The 26,599-nt window shown below is 70.6% G+C and carries 22 protein-coding genes, 1 tRNA gene and 1 pseudogene; 13 read left to right on the top strand and 11 right to left on the bottom strand.

Features of this window, described 5'->3' with window-relative positions:
- Positions 1-59: 59 nt before the first annotated feature.
- The 5 genes from VB059_RS03535 to ssd all read right to left on the bottom strand — a co-directional run bounded on the left by VB059_RS03535 (position 60) and on the right by ssd (position 4,677).
- On the bottom strand, positions 60-440 hold the full coding sequence (locus VB059_RS03535; RefSeq protein WP_323420647.1) for a DUF4244 domain-containing protein: 381 nt from the start codon (positions 438-440) through the stop codon (positions 60-62).
- A 134-nt stretch (positions 441-574) separates the two neighbouring features.
- A complete protein-coding gene (locus VB059_RS03530) occupies positions 575-1,387 on the bottom strand; it encodes a type II secretion system F family protein (protein ID WP_323420646.1) in 813 nt (270 codons plus the stop codon).
- A 1-nt stretch (position 1,388) separates the two neighbouring features.
- Positions 1,389-2,276 (bottom strand): hypothetical protein, encoded by an 888-nt coding sequence (locus tag VB059_RS03525; RefSeq protein WP_323420645.1) that lies wholly within the window; start codon positions 2,274-2,276, stop codon positions 1,389-1,391.
- Positions 2,273-3,421, bottom strand: coding sequence for a TadA family conjugal transfer-associated ATPase (locus tag VB059_RS03520; RefSeq protein WP_323420644.1), 1,149 nt, complete (start codon positions 3,419-3,421; stop codon positions 2,273-2,275). Before VB059_RS03520 ends, VB059_RS03525 begins: the two co-directional genes overlap by 4 nt.
- A complete protein-coding gene (gene ssd / locus VB059_RS03515) occupies positions 3,418-4,677 on the bottom strand; it encodes a septum site-determining protein Ssd (RefSeq protein ID WP_323420643.1) in 1,260 nt (419 codons plus the stop codon). The genes VB059_RS03520 and ssd overlap by 4 nt, the downstream gene beginning before the upstream one ends.
- Before the next feature lie 570 nt (positions 4,678-5,247).
- Here ssd and VB059_RS03510 point away from each other — a divergent pair.
- A complete protein-coding gene (locus tag VB059_RS03510; protein ID WP_323420642.1) occupies positions 5,248-5,991 on the top strand; it encodes a methyltransferase domain-containing protein in 744 nt (247 codons plus the stop codon).
- Positions 5,992-6,084: 93 nt separating this feature from the next.
- Here the strand turns inward: VB059_RS03510 and VB059_RS03505 are convergent, their stop codons facing one another.
- Positions 6,085-9,501, bottom strand: coding sequence for an efflux RND transporter permease subunit (locus VB059_RS03505; RefSeq protein WP_323420641.1), 3,417 nt, complete (start codon positions 9,499-9,501; stop codon positions 6,085-6,087).
- 113 nt (positions 9,502-9,614) lie between these two features.
- Here VB059_RS03505 and VB059_RS03500 point away from each other — a divergent pair, with 113 nt between their 5' ends.
- Entirely contained in the window at positions 9,615-10,106 is a 492-nt protein-coding gene (locus VB059_RS03500; RefSeq protein ID WP_323420640.1) for a phage holin family protein, read from the top strand.
- A gap of 94 nt (positions 10,107-10,200) precedes the next feature.
- Here the strand turns inward: VB059_RS03500 and VB059_RS03495 are convergent, their stop codons facing one another.
- The 3 genes from VB059_RS03495 to nth all read right to left on the bottom strand — a co-directional run bounded on the left by VB059_RS03495 (position 10,201) and on the right by nth (position 12,451).
- Positions 10,201-10,998: a CoA pyrophosphatase gene (locus VB059_RS03495; RefSeq protein ID WP_323420639.1), complete on the bottom strand. Its 798-nt coding sequence runs from the start codon at positions 10,996-10,998 to the stop codon at positions 10,201-10,203.
- Between the two features lie 68 nt (positions 10,999-11,066).
- Positions 11,067-11,711: a TlpA disulfide reductase family protein gene (locus VB059_RS03490; RefSeq protein ID WP_323420638.1), complete on the bottom strand. Its 645-nt coding sequence runs from the start codon at positions 11,709-11,711 to the stop codon at positions 11,067-11,069.
- Positions 11,712-11,731: 20 nt separating this feature from the next.
- On the bottom strand, positions 11,732-12,451 hold the full coding sequence (gene nth, locus VB059_RS03485) for an endonuclease III (RefSeq protein WP_323420637.1): 720 nt from the start codon (positions 12,449-12,451) through the stop codon (positions 11,732-11,734).
- A gap of 253 nt (positions 12,452-12,704) precedes the next feature.
- On the opposite strand from nth, the gene VB059_RS03480 reads away from it, so the two are divergent.
- The 4 genes from VB059_RS03480 to VB059_RS03465 all read left to right on the top strand — a co-directional run bounded on the left by VB059_RS03480 (position 12,705) and on the right by VB059_RS03465 (position 14,886).
- Complete coding sequence (locus VB059_RS03480; protein ID WP_323420636.1) at positions 12,705-13,382, top strand: Crp/Fnr family transcriptional regulator; 678 nt, start codon at positions 12,705-12,707, stop codon at positions 13,380-13,382.
- 9 nt (positions 13,383-13,391) lie between these two features.
- On the top strand, positions 13,392-13,556 hold the full coding sequence (locus tag VB059_RS03475) for a DUF4177 domain-containing protein (protein ID WP_323420635.1): 165 nt from the start codon (positions 13,392-13,394) through the stop codon (positions 13,554-13,556).
- Entirely contained in the window at positions 13,553-14,011 is a 459-nt protein-coding gene (locus VB059_RS03470) for a RidA family protein (RefSeq protein WP_323420634.1), read from the top strand. The genes VB059_RS03475 and VB059_RS03470 overlap by 4 nt, the downstream gene beginning before the upstream one ends.
- Positions 14,012-14,130: 119 nt before the next feature.
- Positions 14,131-14,886, top strand: coding sequence for an MBL fold metallo-hydrolase (locus VB059_RS03465; protein WP_323420633.1), 756 nt, complete (start codon positions 14,131-14,133; stop codon positions 14,884-14,886).
- Between the two features lie 180 nt (positions 14,887-15,066).
- Here VB059_RS03465 and VB059_RS03460 read toward each other — a convergent pair whose 3' ends face one another.
- Positions 15,067-15,390: a WhiB family transcriptional regulator gene (locus VB059_RS03460; RefSeq protein WP_323420632.1), complete on the bottom strand. Its 324-nt coding sequence runs from the start codon at positions 15,388-15,390 to the stop codon at positions 15,067-15,069.
- Positions 15,391-15,710: 320 nt separating this feature from the next.
- Here VB059_RS03460 and VB059_RS03455 point away from each other — a divergent pair, with 320 nt between their 5' ends.
- From VB059_RS03455 to VB059_RS03445, 3 genes are all read left to right on the top strand, one after another.
- Positions 15,711-18,068, top strand: coding sequence for a penicillin-binding protein (locus VB059_RS03455; RefSeq protein WP_323420631.1), 2,358 nt, complete (start codon positions 15,711-15,713; stop codon positions 18,066-18,068).
- 19 nt (positions 18,069-18,087) lie between these two features.
- On the top strand, positions 18,088-18,987 hold the full coding sequence (locus tag VB059_RS03450; protein ID WP_323420630.1) for a metallophosphoesterase: 900 nt from the start codon (positions 18,088-18,090) through the stop codon (positions 18,985-18,987).
- Positions 18,988-19,122: 135 nt separating this feature from the next.
- Positions 19,123-19,199, top strand: a tRNA-Pro gene (locus tag VB059_RS03445).
- 33 nt (positions 19,200-19,232) lie between these two features.
- On the opposite strand, the gene VB059_RS03440 is transcribed toward VB059_RS03445, so the two are convergent.
- On the bottom strand, positions 19,233-20,453 hold the full coding sequence (locus VB059_RS03440) for an IS481 family transposase (protein WP_323420629.1): 1,221 nt from the start codon (positions 20,451-20,453) through the stop codon (positions 19,233-19,235).
- Positions 20,454-20,772: 319 nt separating this feature from the next.
- Here VB059_RS03440 and VB059_RS03435 point away from each other — a divergent pair, with 319 nt between their 5' ends.
- The 4 genes and pseudogenes from VB059_RS03435 to VB059_RS14515 form a co-directional block, all read left to right on the top strand.
- Entirely contained in the window at positions 20,773-22,230 is a 1,458-nt protein-coding gene (locus VB059_RS03435) for an integrase core domain-containing protein (protein WP_323420628.1), read from the top strand.
- A gap of 441 nt (positions 22,231-22,671) precedes the next feature.
- Positions 22,672-23,670, top strand: coding sequence for a 2,3-diaminopropionate biosynthesis protein SbnA (gene sbnA, locus VB059_RS03425; protein ID WP_323420649.1), 999 nt, complete (start codon positions 22,672-22,674; stop codon positions 23,668-23,670).
- Positions 23,661-24,653, top strand: a complete 993-nt coding sequence (sbnB, locus tag VB059_RS03420) for a 2,3-diaminopropionate biosynthesis protein SbnB (RefSeq protein WP_416339490.1) — start codon at positions 23,661-23,663, stop codon at positions 24,651-24,653. The genes sbnA and sbnB overlap by 10 nt, the downstream gene beginning before the upstream one ends.
- Positions 24,654-24,725: 72 nt before the next feature.
- A pseudogene (locus VB059_RS14515) lies at positions 24,726-26,528 on the top strand (non-ribosomal peptide synthetase); the annotation flags it as partial.
- Between the last annotated feature and the right edge of the window lie 71 nt (positions 26,529-26,599).

Here is a 26,599-nt window from a genome sequence, read left to right as displayed (position 1 = left end):
GGGCACCAGGTGGTGGCTCCCCGAATGCCACCACCTGGTGCGCCGCCCGGGCCGGAGGGTCAGATGCCGAGGCCCTTGGACGCCATGACCGCCTTGAAGATCGCCATCACGAGCTGCAGGAGCAGGTCAAGGAAGTCCTTGTTGCGGAACACGTTGATCAGCGCGGTGACCAGGGCCACCGCCGCCACCGTGCCCACGGCGTACTCGGCCGTGGCCATCCCGCGCTGGTCGCGCCGGTGCCGGCCACGGGCGGCGACGAGTTCGGCGACCTGGTCGTCGGCTGCCTCGTCCGCGTCGAAGACGCCGTCGCTGAACGGGTCCTCGCCCGGCACGTCGTCGGTCATCAGGTCGTCGTCGGTGTACACACCGTCGGCCCAGGCATCGTCGGTGCACGCGTCGTCGATGGTCGGGTCGGAGACGGAGGTCGTGATGTCGGACATGGGTTCTCCCCTTTCGCAGGCCCGGTCCCCTGTGGTCCGGGCTCGGACGGAGGGTGGGACAGCGGCCCTCCGCCTCGCCGGGACCGCGAGGGGTTGTGGACGGCGGTCCCGGTCGGTCCGAAGGTTGTGGACGGTCAGCCGAGCAGCCGCGGAACCGCACCGGCGATGACCGGGACGATGCCGACGAGCATGAACGCAGGTAGGTAGCAGGTCATCAGGGGCAGGACGCTGCGGACCCCGACGGTGCGGGCCCGGGCGACGATGACGGCGTGCCACTCCTTGCGGGAACGCTCGGCATGGGTGCGCAGCAGGTCCACCAGGGTCGACCCGCTCTCGACCGACCGGGCGAGGTCGCGGGCGACGAGGGACCACACCGGGTCGTCGGCGAGCCGCAGCCAGGCATGGGCCTCGCTGTCACCGATGGCGACCTGGGCCAGCACCCCGCCGACGTCCTCGGCCAGCGGGCCGCCGTACGCCCCGGCGACGGCTGCTGCCGCCCCGCGGACCGGCAGCCCCGCCGCAAGGCAGGCGGCCATCAGGTCCAGCGCGCCGGGCAGGTCCACCGCCAGCCGTCGACGGCGGCGCCGGGTGGCCGGCGACACGATCCGCCCGCTCGCCACGTACGCCACGACGGCCGACACCCCGACCAGGATCGGCCCGAGGAACGGGCCCGGCCCCGGGCCGGAGCCCGCACCGGCCCCACTGCCGAGGCTGAGCACGACCACCCCGCACACGCCACCCGCGGTCATCGCCACCCGGGACCTGGTCTCAGCGGTCGGGGCACCGGGAACACCCCGGCTGATCCGCTGCCACCCGGCCACGGCCCGACCGGTGTCGGTCGAGGAGCGCAGGCGGCGGCGTACGGTCGATCGCCCCGGCAGCAGCAGGGCGACGGCGGCCGCCAGGGCGAAGGCAGCGATGACGGCGGCGGGGCCTGTGGGGTCCATCTCAGCCCTCCCGTCCCGGGGTGCGGGCCAGTGCGGTGGTCCACAGGGTACCGGCGCTCGCCAGGACGACCGCCCCCACCAGGCAGCCGAGGCCGATCGTGGTGTGCAGCAGGAAGTCCACCGGGCGGCCCCCGATCGAGTAGCCCAGGCCGATCCCGACCACCGGCAGGACCGCCATCAGTCGGCCGGTGGCCTGGGCGGAGGCCAGTTCGCCGCGGACCAGGCGGGACACCTCCGCCTCGCGCTCCAGGGCGTCCGCCACCTGGTCCAGGGAGGGACCCATCGGGGCGCCGCAGGCCCGCGAGACCTCCCAGGCCCTGGCCAGCTCGGCCAGCCCGTCACAGCCCGGGCGGGTGGCCTGGCGCCGCCAGGTCCGTACGACGTCGTCGCCCACGCCCAGGGCGGCCGCCGCCGGGACGAGCACCGGGCAGTCCCCGGCCACCAGGCCGACCGCCCCCTCGGGGGACCGACCGGCTCGTACCTCGGCCGCGACCAGGCTGCAGGCCCGGGCGACCTCGGTCTCCACCCGGGCCCGTACGACCGACCGTCGCCGGCCGCGGACCAGGGTCGCGGCGGTCAGCGTCGGCACCAGGCCGATGATCGCGAACGCCGCGCCCCGGGGCCCGACGCCGAGCCAGGCCGCGAGGACGACCCCGAGCCCGCCCGCCACCAGGACCAGGCGGTGTCGCCGGCGCGCCCCCGGGACGCCCGACGCCGGATCACCCGACACCGGATCCTCGCCGGTGGCGCGTTCGGTCGACCCGCCGGGCGGTGTCGCCCGCGCCGCAGTCGGCCCCAGTCGAGCGGCGGCCGGCCGGGCGGGTGCGCCGACCCAGACGGTGACCCCGAGGGCGGCCAGGGTCGCCGCCAGCGTCGCGACGGCGCTCATCGGCCCACCCGGGCGAGGAACTCCTCGGCCACCGGTCCGCGTCGCAGGGTCCCGTCGCGGGGAAAGGCGACCGCTTCCCGGACGCACATCCCTCCGGTGTCGTCGCGGCCGAACACACCGATCTGGGCCACCCGGCGATGCCCGTCGTGGTCGCGGCGCAGGTGCACCACCGCGTCGAGGGCGGACAGCGCCTGGGTCCGGGTCGCCTCCTGGCCCATCCCGCCGAGGGCGGCCAGCGCCTCCAGCCGGGCCGGGACGTCCGCGGCGGAGTTGGCGTGCACGGTGCCACAGCCGCCCTCATGGCCGGTGTTGAGCGCGGCGAGCAGGTCGCACAGCTCGGCACCGCGGACCTCCCCCACCACCACCCGGTCGGGTCGCATCCGCAACGCCTGGCGGACAAGGGTGGCCAGCCCCAGCGCCCCGCTGCCCTCGGCGTTCGCCGGCCGGCCCTCGAGGCGTACGCAGTGCGGGTGGGGCGGGTCGAGCTCCCGGGAGTCCTCCACCACGACCAGCCGCTGGTCGGGTGGGACGAGACCGAGCAGGGTGCCGAGCACCGTCGTCTTGCCGGTGCCGGTGCCGCCGCTGACCAGGAACGCGAGCCGCTGCTCGATGATCCCCTCGAGCAGCGTCAGGCCCACGGCGGGCAGCGACCCCCGATCGACCAGATCGGCCAGGGTGAACCGGTGCCGGGACGGCACCCGCAGCGAGATGCACGTACCGGGATCGGCGACCGAGCCGAGCACGGCGTGCACCCGGGTGCCGTCGGGCAGCCGGGCGTCCACCCAGGGGGCGGCGTCGTCAAGGCGGCGCCCGACCCGGGCGGCGAGGCGCAGCGCGAGTCGGCGGACCTCGTCCTCCGAGCCGAACACCAGGGAGGTCCGTTCCAGTCCGTGGCCGCGGTCGATCCAGACCTGGTCGGGGCCGTTGACCAGCACGTCGGTCACGCCGGGCAGTGCGAGCAGCGGGTCGAGGACGCCGGCCCCGTACGACTCGCGGTGCAGGCGCTCGACGGCGTCGTAGAGCAGGGCATCGGTCACCACCAGGCCCTCCGCGCGCATCGCAGCGGCCACGTCGCCCGTCGTCGGCGGGTGTCCCAGCCCGGCGAGCGCCGGGCGGAGCCGGTCGAGGTCCACCAGCCCGCTCATCGGTCGGTCCCCCGGCGCCGGATCTCGAGCGTGTCGAGCAGTCTGGTGCAGGCCGCCACCCAGTCCCGGCGTGCGACCCGCCAGGGTGGATCGCCCCGCTCGGCGGCCACCGGCAGCCGCGGGTCGTGGGGCAGCAGGCCGATCACGGGGAACCCGAGCGTCTCGGCCACCAGCTGCTGGTCGACACCACCGGTCGGCCCCGGCCCGCCGCCCCGGGCGATGATCCGCGGGTCCATCCCCTCTCCGGCGCACCGCAGGGCGACCTGGCGCGCCGAGGCGAGCTGCCGCACCCCCGCTCCCGCCACGACCAGGACGGTGCCGGCCCGGGCCAGGTGCTGCTCCCACGGAGGGGTCAGCGTCACGTCGAGCACCACCAGGTCGTACGTCGCCCGGGCGGCGGCCAGCACGCTGTCGACCGCCTCGTCGTCAGGCAGCCGGACGCCGGGCGTACGCCCCATCGTGATGACGTCGACGCCGTCGCCGTGGGGCAACCGGCCGGCCAGCGATCCGACCCCGCCCCGGGCCCGGGCCAGGTCGTCCCACCGCCAGCCCGTGGCCCGCTCGGTGCCGACCAGCAGGTCGATCCCGCCGGCCCACGGATCCAGGTCGACGAGCACGGCACGCCCGCCGTCACGCGCCGCCGCACCGGCCAGCCCGGCGGCGGTGGTCGAGGCGCCGGCGCCACCACCACCGGACACCACGGCGAGGGTACGGGCCCCCTCCGGCGGCGGCGCGCCGCCCAGGGCCCGACCCAACACGGGGGTGTCCCGGGGAACGACCACGAGGCTGGCGCCCAGCGGCGCGGACCACCGGCACAGGTCGGCAGCATCGGTCTCCGTCCCGAGCAGGTGCACCCCGTCGCGGGCCGGCAGGCCCAGCTCGGCCACCGCGGGGGCGGCGTCGACGGTGATCAGCACCGCCCCGGCGGTCGACCAGCGAGCCGGCAGGTGCATCGGCGCCAGCGTCGTGGGCGGCGGGGTGGTGAGAGCAGCGGTGACCGATTCCACCGCCCGGAGCAGGTCCGTCCGCTCCCCCACGAGCACGCTGGTGGACACCGCGGCGACACGTGACGGGGTCGGCAGGCGACGCCCCGCCGGCACGGCGACCGGCCGACCCGGTGGACCGGACTGATCGGTCCGGCCGGTGAGCGCCACGAGGTCCGAGGGGCGCCGGTCCGGGCGATCGCGGTCCGGGTGGTCGGGGCCACGCCGGCCCTTCCCGGCGGCCGAGCGGGCACGACGAGGCAGAACATCCATGTCGACAGGGTGGGCCGTACGGGGCGCGGCATCCGCCCCGTACAGTCGATCTGTGGACGACGGCGGTCGGGCACACCGCCTGTGGACAACCCGCCGGATCCGCTCATGTCACATCCGTCCCCACGATGCCCCCCGGTCACTGTCGCTGCGGCGCCGCCATGCCTCCGGTCACCGTCCCTGCAACGTCGCCATGCGCTCGTTCACCGTCCCTGTGCCCCCGCGATGCGCCGCGTTCGCCCTCCGGGGCGCCGCCGACGAACCGGTGAGGTGGATCACAACCGAAACCCTCCCCGACCACTGGCCCTACTGGTATGAATGGATCAAGGTTCACACCCTGCACAGCAGCCAGGCACCCACGCAGCGATCGACCGTCTTCGAGGGCGTGACAGCCGGCCCCCGGGCCGACGAGCACGACACGGCAAGTGCGCCTGTTCACCTGGCATGAGGTGCCCTGGGGGACCCGCCCGCGGGCGGGTCCCCCAGCACGTTGTCCCACAGCACGTTGTCCCCAGCACGTTGTCCCACAACGCGTCTCAGGGTCCGCCCCGCCCCTCCCCGTACAGTGGGCGCATGGCTTCCCCCCGCACCCATCACCCGGCTGCGGCCATGTCCTGGCTGCTGCCCGGGCCCGGTTCCCAGGTCCTCGACCTCTGCACCGGCAAGGGTGCGTTCACCGCTGATCTGGTCGCCTGCGGTCACCGAGTGTTCGCGATCACGGCGGACGCCCGGGTGGCCCAGCAGGTCGCCGGCCGAGCGAGCGGTGCGACGGTCGTCCGCGCCTCGGCCGACCGGCTGCCGTTCCGGCCGCGGTGGTTCGAAGCGGTGACGATCGCCGGCCGGCGGGCCCGTCCCACCGAGGCTTTCCCCGAGGCGGTCCGGGTGCTGCGGCCGGGGGGCCACCTGGGCGTGCTGCGGACGACCCGGGACGACACCGTGCCCTGGGTCCGCCGACTCGCCCGGCTGCTGCAGGCGTACGACCCGACGGCGATGACCACCACCGCCACCGGGCTGTCCCAGGAGGAGATCCTGGCCGACGGCTGGTTCGTCGCGTCCGAGGCGAAGTCGTTCCGGCACTGGGTGCCGGTCGACCGGGCCGGGCTGCTGGCGATGGTCGCGGCCCGCCCCCGTCTCCGGCAGCTGCCGGAGGCCGACCGTACGGCCCTGCTCGCCGACGTCGGCGCACTGTTCGACGACATCGCCCGGGGCCACGAAGTGATGCTGCCCTATCGGATCGAGTGCCGGAAGGCGTGGCCCGACCCGGAGCGGCAGGCGCTCGAGCCGTCGATCACGGTCGGCATCCACCTGCGCTGGTGACCGGGTCCCCGCGTCCCCGGGCCCCCCGTCCCGGGCCCGCATGACGGGCCCGTATGACGGGCGCGCATGACCGGGCGCGGCACGGGGGAGCGGTCAGGCCTCGGTCACCGGCTCGTCGGTGATGCCACGGCGGGGCCGGTCGTCCCCGTCGGGGCCGTCGGTGGCCGGGTCGGTGCGAGACGTCGCCCGCGGCTCCCGGTGCGGCGGCTCGGCCTGCAGCCGCCGCGCCAGCCGGCTCTCGTGGCGTACGGCCCGGCGCTCCCCGACGCCCTCGACCATCGTGTAGAGCACGGGGACGAGGATCAGGGTGAGCAGGGTCGACGACACCAGACCGCCGATCACCACGACCGCCAGCGGCTTGGAGATGAAGACGCCGCCCCCGCTGAGCCCGAGCGCCATCGGTGCCAGCGCGAGGATCGTCGCCAGCGCAGTCATCACGATCGGCCGCAGCCGGTGCCGGGCGCCCTCCCGGACCGCCTCGTCGATGGATCGGCCCCGGGTGCGGTACTGGTTGATCAGGTCGATCAGCACGATGGCGTTGGTCACCACGATGCCGACCAGCATCAGGGCGCCGATCATCGACGGGACGCCGAGCGGGGTGCCGGTCAGCACCAGCGCCGCGACCGCACCGACCGCCGCGAACGGGATGGACACCAGCAGGATGAGCGGCTGGACCAGTGACTTGAACGTCGCGACCATCACCACGTAGACGATCGCGACGGCGACCAGCAACGCCAGCCCCAGCTGACCGAAGGCCTTCTGCTGATCGGCGCTGACCCCGCCCACGGTGACCGCGACACCGGCCGGCACCTCGACCCCGCCGACCGCCGCGGTCACCGCGCGGGTGACCGCCCCGAGGTCGGACCCGGCGGGGGTGACCGAAACGGTGGCGCTGCGCCGTCCGCGGTCGCGGGCGATCGAGGTGGCGACGTCGGTCTGACGGACGTCGGCGATGTCGCCCAACCGTACGGTCATCGGGGTCGCTGCGGCCTTGGCGGCCGCCTGCGCGGCGGCCTGGGACGCCCCGCTCGCGCCGGTCCCACTCGCACCGGTCCTCCCCGCCGGGCCGCCGCTCGTGGCGCCCGCTGTCGCGGTGCTGCCGGCCGCCGTGCTTCCGCTCGTCCCGGTCTTCCCGGCCGGGCCGCCGCTCGCGGGACCGGTGGAGGCCGCCGTGGTCGGGGCGGGTGCCGCCTTGACCACCGTCGCGGGCACCTTCAGGTCGCGCAGCGCGTCGAGCCCCACCGGCGCGTCACCGAGGCTGATCATCACGTCCTTGGTGACCCCATCCGCCTCGACCCGGGCGGCCTGCTGGGGAGCCAGGGCGGCCTTCACCGTGGCGGCGACAGTGCGTTCGTCGACGCCCTTCTCGGCGGCCTTTGTCCGGTCCAGGTCGACGACGACGGTCGGACGATCCGCGGCCAGCGTGTCGGTGACCCCGGCCGACCCCTCGACGCCGGTCAGGGCCCGGTGCACCGCGGTGGTGGCGGTGCGCAGCCGATCGGTGTCGGGCGCGGCGACGGTGACGTCGATGGTGCTGGCGCCGTAGCCCGCCTGCGCGGCCACGGCGACCTCCCCGACGTCGGTGAGCGGACTCACCGCGTCACGGACCCGCTGCTGCAGGGCCACCTGGTCCGCCGACCGGTCGGTGGTGACGGAGAAGGTGGCCTTGTCGGCGCCGCCGCCGGTGAACATCGACTCGGCCCCCGCCCCGCCGATGGTGGTCTGCACCGTCTCGACACCGGGCACGCCGCGCAGGGCCGCCTCGACCGTGGCGGCCTGGCGGTCCTGGTCGTCCAGCGACAGCGCGGGACGGAACTTCTGGGTGACGGTGAGCGTGTTCTGCCCGGTGTCGCCGAGGAAGTCGGTCTGCAACCGCGGCACCATGGCGCCGGACAGGCCCAGCAGGACGACGGCGACGAGCACGGTCACCCACGGGTGGCGTACGGCCACGCCCAACGAGGGCAGGTAGAGCCGCTGCAGCGGCGTACGTCGCGGCCGGCCGACGGCATCGTCGAGCGCGGTGACGTGGCTGCGGGAGCGCTCCGGCAGGAACCAGTACGCCAGCACCGGGACGATCGTCAGCGCGACCAGCAGGGACGACAGCAGGGCCAGTGCGCTGGTGACGGCGAACGGGCGGAACAGCTCGCCGACCTGACCGCCGACCAGGGCCAGTGGCAGGAAGACCGCCACCGTCGTCAGGGTCGAGGCGGTGATCGCCGTCGCCACCTCCCGGACACCGGCGAGCACCGCCTCGGCGCGGCGTTGTCCCTCACCGAGATGACGCTGGATGTTCTCGATCACCACGATCGAGTCGTCGACCACCCGGCCGATCGCCATCGTCAGGGCGCCCAGGGTGAGCATGTTGAGCGAATAGCCGGCCGAGCCCATGCCGATCAGCGCCATCAGCACCGAGACGGGGATCGACACCGCGGTGACCAGGGTCGGCCGGATCGAGGCGAGGAAGAGCAGGATGACGACGACCGCCATCAGCAGGCCCAGCCCGCCCTCGACGAGCAGGTTGTGGATGGAGTCGGAGATGAACGGCGCCTGGTCGAAGACCACGGTGGTGTGGGCGCCGTGCCCGAGGGCGGCGTCCAGCCCGGCGAGCTTGTCGCGGATCTGGCCGGAGATGGCGACGCTGTTGCCGTCCGGGGTCTTGGTGACCGACAGTGACAGGCTCTCCCGGCCGTTGGTCCGGGCCAGCGAGGTGGCCGGGGCCTCGCGATCGGTCACCGTGGCGACCTGGTCGACCCGGACCGCCCGGCCGCTGCTGCTGGTCAGGGTGACCGCCGCGACGTCGGCCGCGGAGGCGTACCGCTCCCCCACCGTGACGGTGAGGTCCTGGTCACCGCTGCGCAGCGAACCGCCCGCCGCGGGGGTGCCGGAGGTCCCGATCGCCTGCTGCAGCTGGCTGACGGTGACGCCCTGGTCGGACAGCTTGTGGTCGTCGACCGCGACGAGCACCTGCGGGATCGGGGCGCCGGCCACGCTGACCGCCCGGACGCCGTCGATCTTCTCGAGCTCGGGCACGACGAGCGTACGGACCCGCTCGGCCAGCTGCCCGGCGGAGGTGTCGTCGGCCACCGCGAGCTGGAGCACCGGGACGTCGTCGATGCTGCCGGTGAACACCTGGCTGGTCACCCCGTCGGGCAGCAGACCCTCGATCCGGGAGATCGCCGCCTTGGCGTCCTGCTGCACCGAGGACATGTTCGCCCCGTAACGCATCTGCAGGGTCACCGTGGAGGCACCGGCGGTGGACACCGAGGAACTGGTGTCGAGGCCCTGCAGTGAGGCGACCGCCTGCTCGATCGGGATCGTCACCTGCTGCTCGACGACCGCCGGCGACGCGCCGGGGTAGGAGGTGTAGACGACGGCCACCGGCACCGAGATGCGCGGGATCAGCTCCTGGCGCAGGGTGGCGGTGCTGATCACCCCGAAGACCAGCACGAAGACCGTGACCAGGGCGACCAGAGCCCTGTTGCGCATGCTCAGGGCAGCGAGTCGACCCATGTGTTCCCTCCCGTGATCGCCGCCATTCTTCCAGAACGCGCAACGAACCCGTGGAAGCACTAGGCTCGAGGCACCACCAGCCCGTCCGCCGCAGCACGCAGGAGCTACCCGCCATGGCCGTACAGATCAGTGACCTCCTGAAGACCATCACCGACGATGTGAAGGTCATCGTCAGGGATGAGATCGATCTCGCCAAGGCGGAGATGATGCCCAAGGCGAAGAACCTGGGCATCGGCGGAGGCCTGTTCGCGGCGGCCGGCGTGATGGGTGTGTTCGCGCTGACCCACCTGATGACGGCGGCCGGGTTCGGCCTGGCGGTGGCCTACTCGGGCGGGGACTTCTCCGCCGGGCCGGCGTGGGGCTTCCTCACCATCGGTGGTGTCTTCCTGATCCTGGCCGCGGTGACCGCCCTGATCGGGCTGGGCCGGGTGAAGAAGGCGACCCGGGACGGGATGACGCCCACCGCGACGATCGACCAGGCGACGACCACCGTCGAGGGCGCCAAGGCGGCCCTCACCCGCGGCAAGCAGCAGGCCGAGGCCGACGCCGCCGCCCGCAAGCAGCACAAGGCGACCGAGCGCTGGGTCGGCGCCGACACGCTCTGACGCACCGGAGCGGCCCACCTGAAGCGCCGGCCCCTGAAGCGCCGGGTGTCACCGGCGCCCGGCGGTCAGTGCGCCGGTGACCCGGTGCCGGGGTTCAGTGCCGGGGGTTGTGGTCCCGGCCGAAGCGGGACGGCACCGCACGGACCCGGTCATGGTCCCACGGGACGGCCCACCCGGCCAGGTCGAGGATCGCATCGACCAGGTGCGCGGTCAGCCCCCAGATGAACAGGTCGTCGATCAGGAACGCCGGCCCGCTGCGCCCGCCCGGGTACCGGACGGTCGCCCGGTTCTGCGGGTCCACCAACCGCGCCACCTCGACCCGGTGCAGCGCGGCGATCTCGCCGGGGTCGTTCACCTCGACCGGGTGCGGGGTGTGCCACCAGGCCACCACGGTGCTGACGTCGAAACCGCTCACCGCGACATGGGCGGCCGGCAGGACGCCGAGCACCCGGAACGAGTCCGGCCGGACGGCCGCCTCCTCCCCCGCCTCGCGCTGCGCCGTGCCGATCGGGCCGTCGTCGCCCTCCGCCCAGGTGCCGCCGGGGAAGGCGATCTGGCCGGCGTGCTTGCGCAGGTGCGCCGCCTTCTCGACGAACAGCAGCTGCGGTGCCGGCGGCCGGGTGTCGAACAGTGCCAGCACCGCCGCCCGACGCCCACCCTGGGCCGCTCGGTCGACCAGGATCCGCTGCTGGGTCTGCGGGTCACGCAGCCTCGTCCGCAGGGTGTGCAGCAGGGACGGGACCGGCCGCTGGGCGGCGGGGCGCTCGTCGAGTTCGAGGTCGCGTTCGCCGAGGTCACGCGGGTAGCCGGTGAGCGGACGGGGACGTTCCGGACTGTCTGTCGCATCGTCGAGGAAATCCGGTCCCTCGACGTCGGGGATCTGCTCCGGCATGCCCGCCACTGTACGCAGCCGGCCCACCCCCGACCAGCCGGATCGGCCCGACCAGCCCGCCTGGCGGCCTAGTCGATCCCGAGATGGTCGTGGATCAGGCCGCGCAGCTGGTCGGCCGAGGTGAGCGCGCCGGCATGGCGGTGGACGATCCGGCCGTCCGCATCGACGAACAGCGTCTGCGGGATCCCGACCACCCCCAGCCCCGCGGACAGCGTCCGGTCCGGGTCGGCGACCTGGGCGTACGACCAGCCCCGGGCGCCGGCGAAGTCGAGTGCGGCGGCCGGGTCCGGGTCCGCCACGTCGACACCGATGAACCGTACGGCAGCACCGGACTGCTGCGACACCTCGGCCAGGAACGGCGCTTCGGCGCGGCAGGGGCCGCACCAGGTGGCCCACAGGTTGACCACCATCGGGGTGCCGCGCAGCGTGGACAGATCGACCGTCGAGGAGCCGTCCAGGCATCGGGTGGCGATGCCGGGCAGCCCGCCGGCCACCGCCGGCGCGGACCCCGGGGCCGGGCAGGCCGCGATGCCCGCCGCCCCCCGGCGCGCGACCAGGTCGGCACCGGGGCCGGGCACCGTCGGCACCGGACCCGCGGACGGGCCCGCAGAGACCGTGGCGGCCGGGGTCGTCGGGGTGTCGATCGGGGTGACGGGCCGGGTGGTGGCGCAACCGGTGACCAGCAGCAGACCGGCCCCGGCGATCGTGGCCACCGCCCTCCTCCGCGCCCGGTTCATCGGCGGGGCTCCCGGACGAGGGCCGCGGCCTTCACCGGGTCGGTCTCCCCCTCCCCGTACGCCGGGCAGAGCGCGGCCACCGGGCAGGCGCCACAGGCCGGACGCCGGGCATGACAGCGGCGCCGTCCGTGCCAGATCAGGTGGTGGCACAGCATCACCCAGTCCGACGGCGGGAACAGCGCCCCGACCTCGGCCTCGACCTTGTCCGGGTCGGTCTGAGTGGTCCAGCCGAAGCGGCGGGCGAGCCGCCCGAAGTGGGTGTCGACGGTGATCCCGGGGACGCCGAAGGCGTTGCCCAGCACCACGTTCGCCGTCTTGCGCCCCACGCCGGGCAGGGTGACCAGCTCCGGCAGCGTACGCGGCACCACGTCGTCGAAGTCCTCCAGCACCCGGCGGCCCAGCTGCAGCAGCGTCTCGGCCTTGGCCCGGTAGAAGCCGAGTGGGCGCAGCAGCTCCTCCAGCTCCGTACGATCCGCGCCGGCCAGCGCCGCCGGGTCGGGCCAGCGCCGGAAGAGGGCCGGCGTCACCGAGTTGACCCGGACGTCGGTGGTCTGCGCCGACAGGATGGTCGCCACCAGCAGCTGCCAGGGCGAGGCGAAGTCCAGCTCGGCCCGGGCGTCGGGGTAGGTCTCGGCCAGGATCCGGTCGATCCGGCGGGCCCGCCGGACCAACGCCGTCCTGGTCTCCCGCCCCTCCCGGGCATCACGCGCCGTCACCCCAGCAGGGTAACCGCCCCGCGCTCAGCCGGACGAGCAGTCCCGCCCGCGCTCAGCCGGACGAGCAGTCCCGCCCGCGCACAGCCGGACGAGCAGTCCCACGCGTGGCCGGGCGAGCGGTCCCGTCCCGAGCGGCACACACGAGCGGCCCCGCCCCGGGCGCACGGTGTGACCGTGGTGCCCAGTCAGGTGCGACACCGTCACATGGACCGGCTAGTGTAGGCCCGTAACCACGGCCAGCGCAGGAGGAAAAGTGGATCCGGACGTGCTCAAGCAGGCACCCCTCTTCCGGGGGCTGGACCGTGAGGCGACCAACGCCCTGGCCCATTCGATGTCGAGCATCCGGCTGAGCCGGGGAGCGGTCCTCTTCCACGAGGGGGACAGCGGCAACCAGCTCTACATCGTCGTCTCCGGCAAGATCAAGCTCGGCCGGACCGGCGCGACCGGCCGGGAGAACCTGATGGAGGTGCTCGGCCCGGGCCAGATGTTCGGCGAGCTCTCGGTCTTCGACCCGGGGCCGCGGTCCACCACCGCGACCGCCGTCACCGCGGCTGAGTTGCGCTGCCTCGAGCACGAGGATCTGGTCCAGTGGCTGAAGGACTACCCGCAGGTGGCCCAGGGCATCATGGCCCAGCTGGCCCGCCGGTTGCGCCACGCCAACGACTCGGTCAGCGACCTGGTCTTCTCCGACGTGCCGGGCCGGGTCGCCAAGGCCCTGGTCGATCTGTCCGGCCGGTTCGGCGAGCAGCGCCCCGAGGGCATCCTGGTGCACCACGACCTCACCCAGGAGGAGCTGGCCCAGCTGGTCGGCGCCTCCCGCGAGACGGTCAACAAGGCACTGGCCGACTTCGCCGCCCGCGGCTGGATCCGACTGGAGCCGCGTTCCGTCACCATCCTCGACATGGACCGCGTCTCCCGGCGCGCCCGCTAGTCTGACGCCATGACCAAGTGGGAGTACGTGACCGTCCCGGTCCTCACGCACGCGACCAAGCAGATCCTCGACAACTGGGGCATCGACGGGTGGGAACTGGTCCAGGTCGTCCCCGGGCCCAACCCGGAGAACCTCGTCGCCTACCTGAAGCGCCCGCTCAGGGACGCCACGTGACCGCCTCCGCCCGGCTCGCCGAGCTCGGGCTGGCGCTGCCTGCGGTGGCGACCCCGGTCGGGGCGTACGTCCCGGCGCAGCGGCAGGGCGCGCTCATCACCACCTCCGGCCAGTTGCCGCTGGTGGCCGGCGCGCTGCCGCACACCGGCAAGCTCGGCGCGGACCTGACCACCGAACAGGGCCAGGACCTGGCCCGGACCGCCGCCCTCAACGCCCTCGCCGCGGCCGCCTCGGTGGCCGGCGGCCTCGACGCCATCACCGGTGTGTCCCGGGTCTGCGTCTTCGTGGCCAGCGACCCCGGCTTCACCGCGCAGGCCGCGGTCGCCAACGGCGCCAGCGAGCTGCTCGGCGCCGTCTTCGGCGAGGCCGGCCGACACGTCCGCAGCGCCGTCGGGGTGGCCGTCCTGCCGCTCGACGCGCCGGTCGAGGTCGAGCTCACCGTCACCCTCGCCTGAGGACCGGCCCACCGGAGCACATCACCCAGCACCACCCGTGGGCCCACGGCGCCCGCCGGCCCCCACGTACGCCACGACAGACGGGCCGCGCCGGGCGCGGTCGCCCACGAGGAGTTGTCTTGACCGAACCCCTGCGCCTGCTCGTGCCCAATCCGGGCGCGATGACCCTGGCGGGCACCAACACCTGGATCCTGCCCGGAGTGAACGGCTCCGAGGCCGTGGTGATCGACCCCGGGCCGGACTCCTTCCCGCACCTCGACCGGGTCCGGGCCGCCTGCCCGGACGGCATCTCCGAGATCTGGATCACCCACGGGCACGACGACCACGTCGGCGGCGCACTGCGGCTGGCCGAGTGGGTCGGCTGCCCGATCCGGGCGTACGACCCGGCGATCTCGATGACGGACGCACTGCGCGACGGCGAACGCGGCCAGGTCGGCGGCGACGCGGTGCTCTGCGTCACGCTGCCCGGGCACACCCGCGACTCCATCGGCTTCATCGTGTTCCTGCACGACGGGCCGGTGATGTTCTGCGGCGACACCATCCTGGGCCGGGGCACGACCCAGATCAGCTGGCCGGACGGCAACCTCGCGCTCTACCTGGCCACGCTGGACAAGATGGAACGCCTCACCGAGCAGTACGGCATCCGTCGGCTGATGCCCGGGCACGGGCCGATCGTCACCGACCCGATCGCCCGGATCCGCGCCTACCGCGCACACCGGCTGCAGCGACTGGACCAGATCCGGATCGCCTACCGGGCCGGGCACACCTCGGTCCCCGCGCTGGTCGACGCGGTGTACGGCGACCTGGTGGGACCGACCCAGAAGGCGGCCGAACAGACCGTCCGGGCCCAGTTGGAGTACCTGGAGCTGATGTAATGCGGCGCCGGGCCGGGACGTCATCCGCCCCGGCCCGGCCCGCGTACTCGGATTGATCCGCTCGTGGCGAGCCTGCTCGGACCGAGCCGGATGACGCTGATCCGCTCGTGGCGATTCCGCTCGTGGCGAGCTGCCCGAACCGAGCCTGCCCCGAACCGAGCCTGCTCAGAGGGGACCTGCTCAGACCGTGGCGGCTGCGCGCCGATGCACCGGGTGGTGCGCGGTGCCGGGCACCTTCCCGTCGTGCGCCCGCAGGATGTCGGCCCACTCCGTGATCTCGGGGTTCTCGCGGAGGATCTTCCGACGCTCGCGCTCGGTCAGACCGCCCCACATCCCCCAGTTGATCCGGTTGTCCAGTGCCTCGGCCAGGCATTCCACCCGTACCGGGCACCCCATGCAGATACCCCGTGCCTTGCGCTGGGCTGCTCCTTCTGCGAAGAGCTCGTCGAAACGGCCTCCACAGTTCGCATGTACTGCCCAGTCCTCACCGACAAGTGCGGTCACGATGACCCCGCCTTTCGATCCGTCGTTGGAGCGGTGCGGCTCATTGCTCTCCCGGAGATCTCCCCCGACCCCCGGTGTCCCACCGCCGACTGATCGATCCCCGTGGCGTACGGCGCCTGTTTGCCGCCCGCCCGGTCCAGTGGACCAATCACCCAAGTGGTGTTACTCGAAACATCGTAGCCCGAAGCGGTTCACGGCAACACCGCAGCTCGCCTGGCGTACCATGACCTCTACACGAGAGGCTCGTCACGTTGAGCCCCGGGCCGACCCTCCGGCCCGAACCATTGGGTCGGCACCCCGCGTCACGTAGGCTCTAGACCGTGTCGCATGATCCTCGCCCCGGCAGCAACACCCAGGCGGTCCTGACCCTTCTGGTCGTGAGCGTCCTGATCGGCGTGCTCGCCGCCGGCTTCGTCATGCCGGGGGTCGGCGTCGCCACCTCGACCCTGAAGGCGGCTGCGGCCGGCCTGCAGGACCTGCCGTCGAACCTCGAGACCCCACCCCAGGCGGAGCGGTCGACCCTGTTGATGGCGGACGGCACCACCCTCGCCACCTTCTACGACGAGAACCGCGTCTACGTCCCGCTGAACCAGATCGCCACGGTGATGCAGCAGGCCCAGATCGACATCGAGGACAACCGCTTCTACCAGCACGGCGCGATCGATGTGAAGGGCACCATCCGCGCGTTCCTCCGCAACAGCGCCGGCGGTGCCACCCAGGGCGGCTCGTCGATCACCCAGCAGTACGTCAAGCGGGTCCAGATCGAGACCGCGCTGGCCAGTGGCAACGAGCAGGGCGTCCAGGAGGCCCAGGAGAAGTCGTACGGCCGCAAGGTCCAGGAGATGCGCTATGCGATCGCCCTGGAGAAGCGGCTGTCCAAGGACCAGATCCTCGAGCGCTACCTGAACATCGCGTACTACGGCGACGGCGCGTACGGCGTCGAGGCCGCTGCCCGACACTTCTTCAACAAGTCCGCGAAGGATCTCGACCTGGCCGAGGCGGCGATGCTCGCCGGCCTGGTGCAGAGCCCCGACGCGTACAACCCGAGGCTGCACCCGGAGGCCGCGGTCCAGCGCCGCAATGTGGTGCTGGACCGGATGGCCCAGCTCGACCCGGGCCTGCAGGACCAGGTCAATCAGGCCAAGGCGACCGAGTTCGACCCGTCGACGGTGAGCTCGACGCGCAACGGCTGCGCGTCGAGCAGCTACCCGTTCGTCTGTGAGTACGCCGTCCACCAGCTGTTGCAGTCGCCCGCGCTCGGCTCGACCGTCGAGGATCGCCAGCGGATGCTCAACCGTGGCGGGCTCACCATCCGGACCACCATCGACCCGCGGGTCCAGGAGGCCGCCCAGCAGTCGGTGTCGGCCGTGGTGGCGGACCGGGACCCGGCGCTGGGGACGATGGTGATGGTCAAGCCGGGCACCGGCGAGATCCAGGCGATGGCGCAGAGCCGCCCCTCGATGGGCAACAGCGGCGGCCAGACGTTCTACAACTACAACGCGACCTCGGCGATGGGTGGCGCCGAGGGCTACCAGGCAGGCTCGACGTTCAAGATCTTCACCCTGGCGGCCGCCCTGGAGAAGGGCATCCCCAGCAACAAGACGTACGCGGCCGATTCCCCGATGAGCTTCCAGGGCACGACGTTCACTTCCTGCAGCGGCCCGTTCGTGCTGCGTGAGCCGTGGACGGTCTCCAACTCGACCATCTCGTCGTCGTCGATGGACCTGCAGACGGCCACCGACTGGTCGGTCAACACGTTCTACGTCCAGCTGATCCGCGACGCCGGCATCTGCAACGCCACCCGGATGGCGCAGAAGGTCGGCGTCCAGGAGGCCACCGGCGGCAACATCGTGGACGACTTCAACCGCACGCCGTCCTTCGTCCTCGGCGTGGCCGAGGTGGCCCCGGTGTCGATGGCCGAGGCGATGGCGACCTTCGCCTCCGGCGGCATCCACTGCAACTCGATCATCATCGGCTCGATGACCACCGTCGACGGCAAGCCGCTGGCGACCCCGTCCGCGGACTGCCAGCGGACGGTGGACGCCGGCGTCGCCGGCCAGGTGAACAAGATCCTGCAGAGCGTGTCCGCGAACGGCACCGGCCGGCCGGCGCGGGTCAGCGGCTTCAACGACCAGGCCGGCAAGACCGGCACCACCGACAGCAACCAGAGTGTCTGGTTCGTCGGCTACACCCCGGAGCTCGCCGGTGCGTCGATGATCGCCATCGACAAGACCAACCCGTACTGGAACTCGCACTCCAAGACGCTGAAGGGCATCCGGCTCCCCGCCTCCGGCACCTACCTGACCGGCACCGGCTCGGGCGACGCCGGGCGGATCTACAAGTCCGCCATGACAGCCGGCCTGCAGGGCAAGCCGGCGACACCCTTCGGCGCGTCCAAGCCGGAGTTCCAGACCGGCCAGATGGTCGACCTGCCCGCCGGGGTCGACAAGATGAAGCCGGACGACGCCCGCAAGGCGCTGGAGGACGCCGGTTTCCAGGTCGAGCAGACCTACCTGTACGACTCCTCCCCGTACGGCACGTTCCTCGGTGTGACGCCGAAGGACCAGGCGCCGCAGTCGTCCACGGTCTACCTGAACTTCTCGGCCGGACCCGCCCCCCAGGGCAGCCAGGACCAGACCGGTCCGACCCCGAGTCCGACCCCGAGCGGGGGCAACTGACATGGGCTGGGGTCGGGCCGTGGGCCGTACGGTCCTGGGCGGGGCCGCGTTCGGGGCCGGTTGCGTGGCGTACGGCCACTTCTTCGAGCTGACGGACTTCCGACTGCGGCGGGTGGCCCGGCGGCTGCTCCCGGCGCGGACGGCACCGTTGCGGATCCTGCACCTGTCCGACATCCACCTGCTGCCGGCCCACCGCAAGAAGCTGGCCTGGATCGCCATGCTGGCGGCGCTGGAGCCGGACCTGGTGGTGAGCACCGGCGACAGCCTGTCGTCGGACTCCGCGCTGGATCACCTGGAGGCGGCGCTCGGGCGCCTGCTCGCCCGGCCGGGCGTCTTCGTGTTCGGGTCCAACGACTACTACCGCCCGACCCTGAAGAACCCCCTCGACTACCTCATCAAGGGCCCCAGCTCGTCCGACGCCCCCGACCGGCCCGGCCTGGACACCGAGGCGCTGCGCAGCCTCTTCACCGACCGCGGCTGGGCGGATCTGAACAACGCCGCCACCACCCTCGACCTGCAGGGCCATCACGTCGAGTTCCGCGGCACTGACGACCCGCACATCCGCCGGGACGACTACGCCGCGGTGGCCGGGCCCGCCGATCCGGCGGCGGACCTGCACGTCGGGGTGCTGCACGCCCCGTACGCCCGGGTGCTCGACGCGATGACCGGCGACGGGATGGACCTGCTGCTGGCCGGCCACACCCACGGCGGGCAGGTCTGCCTGCCGGGCTACGGCGCCCTGGTGACCAACTGCGACATCGACCGCAAGCGGGTGAAGGGCCTGTCCACGCACTCCACGGAGGGGCGTACGGCCGCCCTCCACGTGTCGGCCGGGCTGGGCACCTCACCGTTCGCCCCGTACCGTTTCGCCTGCCCGCCGGAAGCGACGCTGCTCACCCTGCTGCCGCGGACCGGGTGAGAACGTCCGCCGGGTGGGAACGTCCGCCGGGGTGAGCTGAGCATCCACCGACGCCCTCGATTTTTCTCTCCGCGGCAGGTGCGCTATGGTTCTCTAGTGCCCGCGAGGGCATGACGGACCGCCCGACAGGGCGGACGGGGTGTGGCGCAGCTTGGTAGCGCGCTTCGTTCGGGACGAAGAGGCCGCAGGTTCAAATCCTGTCACCCCGACCATGTGATGTCTCAGGACATCGGAATGGCTCGAACCTACGTTGCGTAGGTTCGGGCCATTCGTTGTTTCTGGGGTTGGTTGATGGGCTGGTAGAGGCGTGTGGGGTCGAGGGTCAGGTCACGCAGGATTTCTCCGGTGGCGGCGTTGATGACGGTGATGTCGAGGTCGTGGATGAGGGCCAGGACGTAGGTTCCTGTGTAGGTCTTCCCGATCCCGATGCGGTAGAGGGTGCCGTCGTGACGCAGGGTGATCGAGCCTGCTTTGGAGACTCGGTCGTGGCGGACCCGGTCGTGGGTGTCGCGGCTGCGGTCGGTGCCGGGGGCGGCTTTCGGTCGGGTGGTGTAGGCGGTCACCGGGGTCGCGTGGTGCGGCAGGGACCGGTGTGGGCGGTGGTGGTTGTATTCCTCGAGGAACGCATCGATCAGGGTCTGCAACGCGTTGATGGTGGCGGGCTGGTCGGGTTGGGCGGTCAGCCATTTCTTCATCGTCTGTTGGAAGCGTTCGACCTTGCCCTGGGTGGTCGGGCTGGCGGGTCGCCCGTTCTTCTGGACGATGCCGCGACGACGCAACTCGTTCTCGAGCATGGTCCGCCCACCGCGGCGGGCCTGGGACGCGAGCCGGACGGTATAGACCAGGCCGTTGTCGGTCAGCGTCGCGGCGGGGTATCCGTGCTGGTCACCGGCCTGACGGAACGTGTCACGCACGATCCGAGCGGTGATCGCGGTATGTGCTGTGGCGTGGAGGGCGTAGCGGGAGTGGTCGTCGAGCCAGGTGATGATCTCCACATCGCGTCCGGGGCTCCCGTCGGGGCGGGTGAGGCGGTAGTGGGTGAAATCGGACTGCCAACACTCGTTCGGTTGGTCGGCCTGGAAACGGATGTAGGAACTCTTCGGACGCTTCCTCGGCTGGGGGGTGACGGCCCCTGCACGGGTGAGGATCCGATGGATCGTCGCGCGCGACAGACGCGTGTCGTGGTGATGGGCCAGGTGCCAGGCGATCGTGTCCGCGCCGGCGTCCAGACCCGCCCCAGACAGCTCGTGACGCACCGTGACGACCAACTCGACCACCGCTGGTGGAGTGGCGTGCGGTGAGGTGCGCGGCGCACGCGAGGCGGGTTCGAAGGCATCCTCGCCGTGTTCACGGTAGGCGGCCATGAGACGGGACACCCAGCCCTGGGAGACCCCGTAGGTCCGGGCGACCTCGGACTGCGACAAGCCCGCCACAACAGCGGTGATGACCAGACGACGCATCGACATGACGCACCCTGACCGATCCACCGGGCATGGACCCGAAGCTATGCCGATGACCCGAGACAGCACCATTCCGATGTCGTGAGACACCCCATTCCGATGTCCTGAGACCACACACTGTCACCCCGACCAGATGGTCCATGTTGGAACAAACGACCTCAGGATGAGGCCTAAGGTCCGACAGGATAAATGAAGATTCACGAAGGACGTCCTCCACAGGGCGTCCTTCTTTCATGTTCTCGATCACGTTCGAGGGACGCGAACGCTCCGCCTCGGACAACTCACTAGCCGTTCGATAGAGACTGGCAACTGGCTCGCGAAGCTCATGCTCGACCCGGACACGGCCGCTATCGTCGCGATCGAGCCGCAGGCGATGGAAGAAGCCGCGGTTGAGTTGGGTCCGTACATCGGGGGCGGCTTGCCCGTAGAAGTCTTGTGGACGCTCAGCCAGTGTGATCCAGGTCTTAGTGAGTTCCAGCGCTTCGGTGAGATGGTCTTCGGTCCGGGCGATCCGGCCTTCGATACTGCGGCGCTTGAGCTGGATGTCGTTCAGGAGCCGTTGCACCTTGTCCTCAGCAGACAGGCCGTTCATGAGGGCGTGGAGCAGCCGGTCGGCCTGCTCGTCCAGGTTCGCCAACTCCCGGGTCAGGTTGGTGACCAAGTCGTGCTGGATGTGCTGTTGGGCATCCATGGCCTCGTCGAGCGCAGCACGGAGGTTGTCGCCGTAGCGAGCTGGCAGAGGAAGCGTGGTGTAGTGACGCTCGATGGCATCCTCGACGGCCTCCACCCGGAGGAAGGGCAAGTCGCAGACGTGTTGGTAGCGTCCCACGCAGAAGAAGTAGGCATACTGGCCGCCCTTGGCTTCCATGTAGATGAGCCGGTTCTCGCGTCCGGCTTCATGGCAGCGGTCGCACCACAAGATGCCCTTGAGGTAGTGGTGATGGACCTGCATATGCAGCAGCCGTCTCGCGTTGCGGTCCGCGACGTCGTGATCCGCCATGCGAAGGCGCACCCCGCGTGGGGTCACCGCAAGATCTGGGCGATGACCCGTCACGACGGGCACCATGTCTGCCAGGCGACCGTGCTGCGGCTGCTGCGCGACGAGGGCCTGCTGCTGGAGGCGAACCACCAGCGGGAACGCCGCAAGCTCGCCGAGCGCCGCAAGGCCGCGTTCGCGAAGGAACCGACCGGCCCGAACCAGGTCTGGCAGCTCGACTTCTCCGAGTACGAGACCACGGCCGGTGGGACGTGGCGGATCGCGTCGTGCCGGGACTACTGGGCGAAGTACGAGTTCGACGCTCACGTGGCGCCGACGGCGAACATGCACGACGCCGTCGCGGCCGTCGAGCTCGCCCTCGCCGAAGCGGAAGCGCTGCTCGGCCACCCGCTGATCGATGATTGCGAGGTCGACGAAGCGACCGGGGAGATCCTGCCGGTCTTGACCATCGTGACCGATAACGGCGGCCCGTTCCGCTCGTTCACGTTCGAAGCATTCATCACGCCCCACCCCGAGCTGCGCCACGTGCGCACCCGAGTCCGCACGCCCGGGCAGAACGGGTCACGCGAACGAGGGTTCGGGACGATGAAGTACGAATGGCTGTTCCGAGAAGAGATCGACAACGGCCTCCAGCTCGTCGAACAGGTCAACGCTTACCGGCACGACTACAACCACGTCCGCCCGCACGAGGCGATCGCCTGGAATCGGCCCTCCGACGTCTACGCCGGCATCGCCGACCCCACCATCCCCAACTTCGACATCAAGGAAACCCTGCCAACTACTTGACGCGGGACAGGGCGACGAAGTCCTCGCCACCGCCATCCTCGACTGCCTGCTACACCAGATGCCGACGCGCGATCTTCCGCTGGGTCACCCGCTACAACACCCGCCGCCACTCCTGGTGCGGTCACCTGTCCCCGACCGCCGACGAGGCACACCAAGCCGCTACCCTGGCAACCGCCGCGTAATCGACCAACACCGTGTCCAAGATTCGGGCGAAGGCCCAATACACCTAGGTGTTTGGACACCACGGGACTGGCAACTTCTGATCGATCGCCACCCACACAGCTGCACAAAAAGCTATCTTTTGGCTACATTTGAGCCCAGGCACTTGTAGTTGCCGCAGGATCCTGTACGTTTGCATTAGCCCACCCGGCAGCCACCCGAACCGGACGAGCACAAGTTTTTGGGATCTGCACCATTGGGGGAAGAATGATCGTTTGATCAATTGAGGGACTTGAGGAGAACCCCCTTTTCGTACGGTTAGGGAAGGCATTTCCTCGCCACGATTTGTACGTCAAGCTCGAAGGATTGAACACTGCCGGTTCAATCAAGTTGAAGACCGCCATCGCGCTGGTTGACAGCCTGGAGGCGGCCGGCAGATTGGCCGACGGAGGGTGGTTGGTGGAATCTTCGTCAGGGAGTCTGGGGGTCGCCCTGGCAGGGGTCTGCGCCCGACGGGGCTACAGGCTGAGCATCGTGACTGATCCCAACGCCAACCCGAAGTCCGTCTCCCATATGCGTGCGTTGGGTGCGGATGTGGAGGTGGTAACCGAGCGCGACCAGGCCGGCGGCTTCCTCGGCACCAGGCTGGCGCGCATCCGAGAGCTCCAGGAGAGTGCTTCCGGTCCGCAGTGGACCAACCAGTACGCAAGCCCTGCGAACCCGCGGGTTCACAGCCGGAAGACCTACGAGTCGATCGTCTCCGAGCTGGGGGATCCGGACTATATCTTTGTCGGCGCCGGCACGACGGGCACATTGATGGGGGTCTCCCGGGCGGTCGCTGAGCGAGGGGCTGATACGCAGGTGTACGCCATCGACAGCATGGGTTCGGTGACCTTCGGCGGGGCCCCCTCGACGCGACGCATCCCGGGTCTGGGCGCAAGCGTCGCGCCGTCGCTGTTTGATGGCACACTCGTGCCCGAGCAGCATTGTGTCGATGAGATAGACACCGTGCGTGAATGTCGGCGCATGGCAGGCCTTGAAGGATTTCTTCCCGGTGGATCGACCGGCACTGTCCTGGCGGGCTTCCGGGCGCTTGAAGAAAGCGTTCCCGATGGAAGCCTTGTCGTTGTCATCGCCCCCGACATGGGGGAACGCTACCTCGACAACATCTACGATGACGTATGGGTGGTCGACAATTACGGTCCGGAGGCGTTTGACTTCTCCATCCGGCCAACAAGCTATGCGATGAAAACTACAGGTGGGGGGATTGGATCTCTGTGAGTGACAGCATGATCATCATCGGAGCCAAAGCGGTCGACGAGTTTCTCGACGGCAGAGAGAAAGAAATTATTAACCTGGTCGAGCGCGTCTATTTGATGCATCGCAACGGCCAAACAGAGAACCCCGACAGTTACTTCCTCCGGTTCCCGGAGTCGCCACGGGATCGCATCATCGCCCTGCCCGCACACATGGCTGACAGAGATCTCCGTTCCGTGGGTATCAAGTGGATCTCCAGTTTCCCTGGCAACGTCGATCATGGGTTGCAGCGCGCGGCCGCCATTGTCGTGCTGAATGACCCAGACACCGGCTACGCGCGTGCAGTGGTGGAAGGCAGCCGCATCAGCGCGGCACGAACCGCAGCCTCTGCCGCCCTGGCACTGCGGGTCCTGCACGGTGCACCGGCCAGCATCGGCGTGCTGGGAAGTGGTCCGATAGCCCAGACGACCTTGCGCTACATTAGCGCGCTCTTTCCCGAGAAGGTTCCGGTACGTGTCCACGACCTGAACCGGACCTCAGTGGTCCGCATGCTGCAGAATCGCGGCGACGAGTGTTCCGAGGCCACCTTGGGTGAGGCTCTGGCGTGTGACGTGGTCCTGTTCGCGACGAGCGCCGGGGTTCCGTACGTCCCCGCGTCGACACGCTTCCGGTCGGGTCAGTTCGTCTTGAACATTTCTCTGCGAGACCTTGCACCGGAGACGATTCGTGAGGCCAACAACATCTTCGACGACGTCGAGCACTGCATGAAGGCCAACACGACGCCGCACCTGCTGGAACAGCTTGACGGAAACCGCGAGTTCGTGACAGGAACCCTGGCGGAGGTCTGTGTCGGCGCCGCGCAACTCGACCCCACCCGGCCGACGGTCTTCTCCCCGTTCGGCTTGGGGGTGCTTGATCTTGCCGTCGCCCAGGCCCTCCATGACCAGGTCGTTGCCGCAGGCTCGGGCGTTCGCGTGGACGGCTTCCACGGCGACATGGGGAGGTGACGTGTCTTGACGGATCTCACATCGACCTTCAGCGGCAGCGGCCCGGAGTTGCTGCGCACAGCCGCCCCCCTGATGGGTGCAACCCACCGATGGTCGTTGCACCGCACGCTCTACGCCTACGTTGAGCGATGGGCGCGGGAAACGCCGGACCACCTCGCCGTCATCGACGTTGACGACTCGACAATCACGTACGAGGAACTCTTGTGTCGGGTCCAGCAGCGTGCGGGCCGTCTCCGGCACATGGATGCTCGCGGGCGATTCGTGATGTCGCAGCGATCCCGAAGCGCGGAGTGCTACGTCGACATTCTTGCCTGCACTGCGACGGGCGCGATCTACATCCCGGTGGATCCGACGTGGCCGCGGGCGCGTCTCGACCACATCGCGTCGATCACCGATGCCGTCGCTACGTTCACCGACGTCGATCTTTCGGATGGGGACGCGCGCCCGCCGGCAGGCGACCCGCTCCGGACGACTGTCGTCGACGGGTTCAACGCGCCCAGCTACTGCCTCTTCACGTCGGGAAGCACCGGCGCCCCGAAGGGTGCCATCGTGACCCAGATGGGCATGATGAACCATCTGCACTCCAAGGTCGACCTTCTGGGCCTGACCACAGAGTCCGTCGTCGCCCAGACTGCTCCGACCACCTTCGATGTTGCCATCTGGCAGTTCTGCGCGGCTCTCCTAGTCGGAGGCGTCGTTCGTGTCGTCGCGACCGACGCGTCCCAGGACCCACACGAACTCGCCCTGTTGTTGCAGCGGGAGAACATCACACATATCGAGGTGGTCCCTACCGTCCTGCGCGAGTTCCTGAGGGCGTTAGGCCCTGAGGATGCGCTGCCGACACTCGAGTTCATGCTGGTCACCGGCGAGGAACTCCCCTTGCGGGTGGGCCAGGAATGGGATCGGCGTTTCCCAGGGATCCCGCTCATCAACGCATACGGCCCGACGGAGTGTTCTGACGATGTGACGCACGCGCGGATCACCACCGAGGCTCTCGCCGATGGATCGGTGCCGATCGGAACGCCCATTCCCAACACGAGCCTCTACATTCTTCGATTCGCCGATAGTGCCTGGCATCGCGTGCCGGCCGGCGCCCAGGGCGAACTCTTCATCGCCGGCCCGTCGGTCGGTCTGGGGTACGTAGGCGACAGCGCGAAGACGGCGGGGGCCTTCGCCGAGGTTGACGGGTACCCCTTCCGCCTCTACCGCACCGGCGATCTGGTCCGTCAGCGTCCGGACGGCCAACTGGTGTACGAAGGACGTGTAGATCGCCAAGTCAAGATCAACGGTGTGCGCATTGAGCCTAGCGAGATCGAGAATCGCATTCTACACGAAGCCTCAGAGCTCGCAGCGGTTGCCGTGGTGAAGTACCAGCCACTGATCCGTGAACGCTCCGCGATCGTAATCCGTGAGACCAACGAGTCGTTCGTCCGGCAAGGAGACGCACGTCTCGCTGCGTTCTACCAGACCCATAGTGGGGAGCCCGTATCGCCCGCTGACCTGGAGTCTCACGCACGATCGGTACTGCCGGCGCCCCTGCGGCCATCTCGATGGTTCAGTATCGACGTCCTGCCGACCACACCCAACGGGAAGGTCGATACCAAGCGCCTCGAACTGTTGGCGACCGAGCGCTCGGGGGTCACGGTGCCCATCGTCAGCGCCCCGCTCCCCAGCCGACTCCGGGACACAGGGGGCTCCCCCGAAGTCTCGTTCATCACCGCTGCGTGCAGTGTGCTGGGTCACCCGGTGGATCCGGACGCCACCTTCATCGACTCCGGCGGCGATTCGCTCCGAGCCATCCAACTGGCGAGCGTGCTGCGCTCGTTTGGCTGCACGGTTCGGGTCGGTGACCTGCTGTCGAGTGCCACCCTTGGAGCGCTCGCAAGCCGGTACTGCGACGTGTGGGCACGTAAGGCCGGCACCGATCAGCCACGGGCCGGTACGAC

This window comes from Raineyella sp., from assembly GCF_034933565.1.
Lineage (GTDB): Bacteria > Actinomycetota > Actinomycetes > Propionibacteriales > Propionibacteriaceae > Raineyella.
The sequence above is the reverse complement of the archived record's forward strand: the minus strand, read 5'-3'. Positions and strand labels throughout refer to the sequence as shown.

Bases quoted from the DNA above. Each gene is read 5' to 3' on its own strand.
- VB059_RS03535 (WP_323420647.1), bottom strand. From the start codon at position 440: ATGTCCGACATCACGACCTCCGTCTCCGACCCGACCATCGACGACGCG.
- VB059_RS03530 (WP_323420646.1), bottom strand. From the start codon at position 1,387: ATGGACCCCACAGGCCCCGCCGCCGTCATCGCTGCCTTCGCCCTGGCG.
- VB059_RS03525 (WP_323420645.1), bottom strand. From the start codon at position 2,276: ATGAGCGCCGTCGCGACGCTGGCGGCGACCCTGGCCGCCCTCGGGGTC.
- VB059_RS03520 (WP_323420644.1), bottom strand. From the start codon at position 3,421: ATGAGCGGGCTGGTGGACCTCGACCGGCTCCGCCCGGCGCTCGCCGGG.
- ssd (WP_323420643.1), bottom strand. From the start codon at position 4,677: ATGGATGTTCTGCCTCGTCGTGCCCGCTCGGCCGCCGGGAAGGGCCGG.
- VB059_RS03510 (WP_323420642.1), top strand. From the start codon at position 5,248: ATGGCTTCCCCCCGCACCCATCACCCGGCTGCGGCCATGTCCTGGCTG.
- VB059_RS03505 (WP_323420641.1), bottom strand. From the start codon at position 9,501: ATGGGTCGACTCGCTGCCCTGAGCATGCGCAACAGGGCTCTGGTCGCC.
- VB059_RS03500 (WP_323420640.1), top strand. From the start codon at position 9,615: ATGGCCGTACAGATCAGTGACCTCCTGAAGACCATCACCGACGATGTG.
- VB059_RS03495 (WP_323420639.1), bottom strand. From the start codon at position 10,998: ATGCCGGAGCAGATCCCCGACGTCGAGGGACCGGATTTCCTCGACGAT.
- VB059_RS03475 (WP_323420635.1), top strand. From the start codon at position 13,392: ATGACCAAGTGGGAGTACGTGACCGTCCCGGTCCTCACGCACGCGACC.
- VB059_RS03440 (WP_323420629.1), bottom strand. From the start codon at position 20,453: ATGTCGATGCGTCGTCTGGTCATCACCGCTGTTGTGGCGGGCTTGTCG.
- VB059_RS03435 (WP_323420628.1), top strand. From the start codon at position 20,773: ATGCTCGACCCGGACACGGCCGCTATCGTCGCGATCGAGCCGCAGGCG.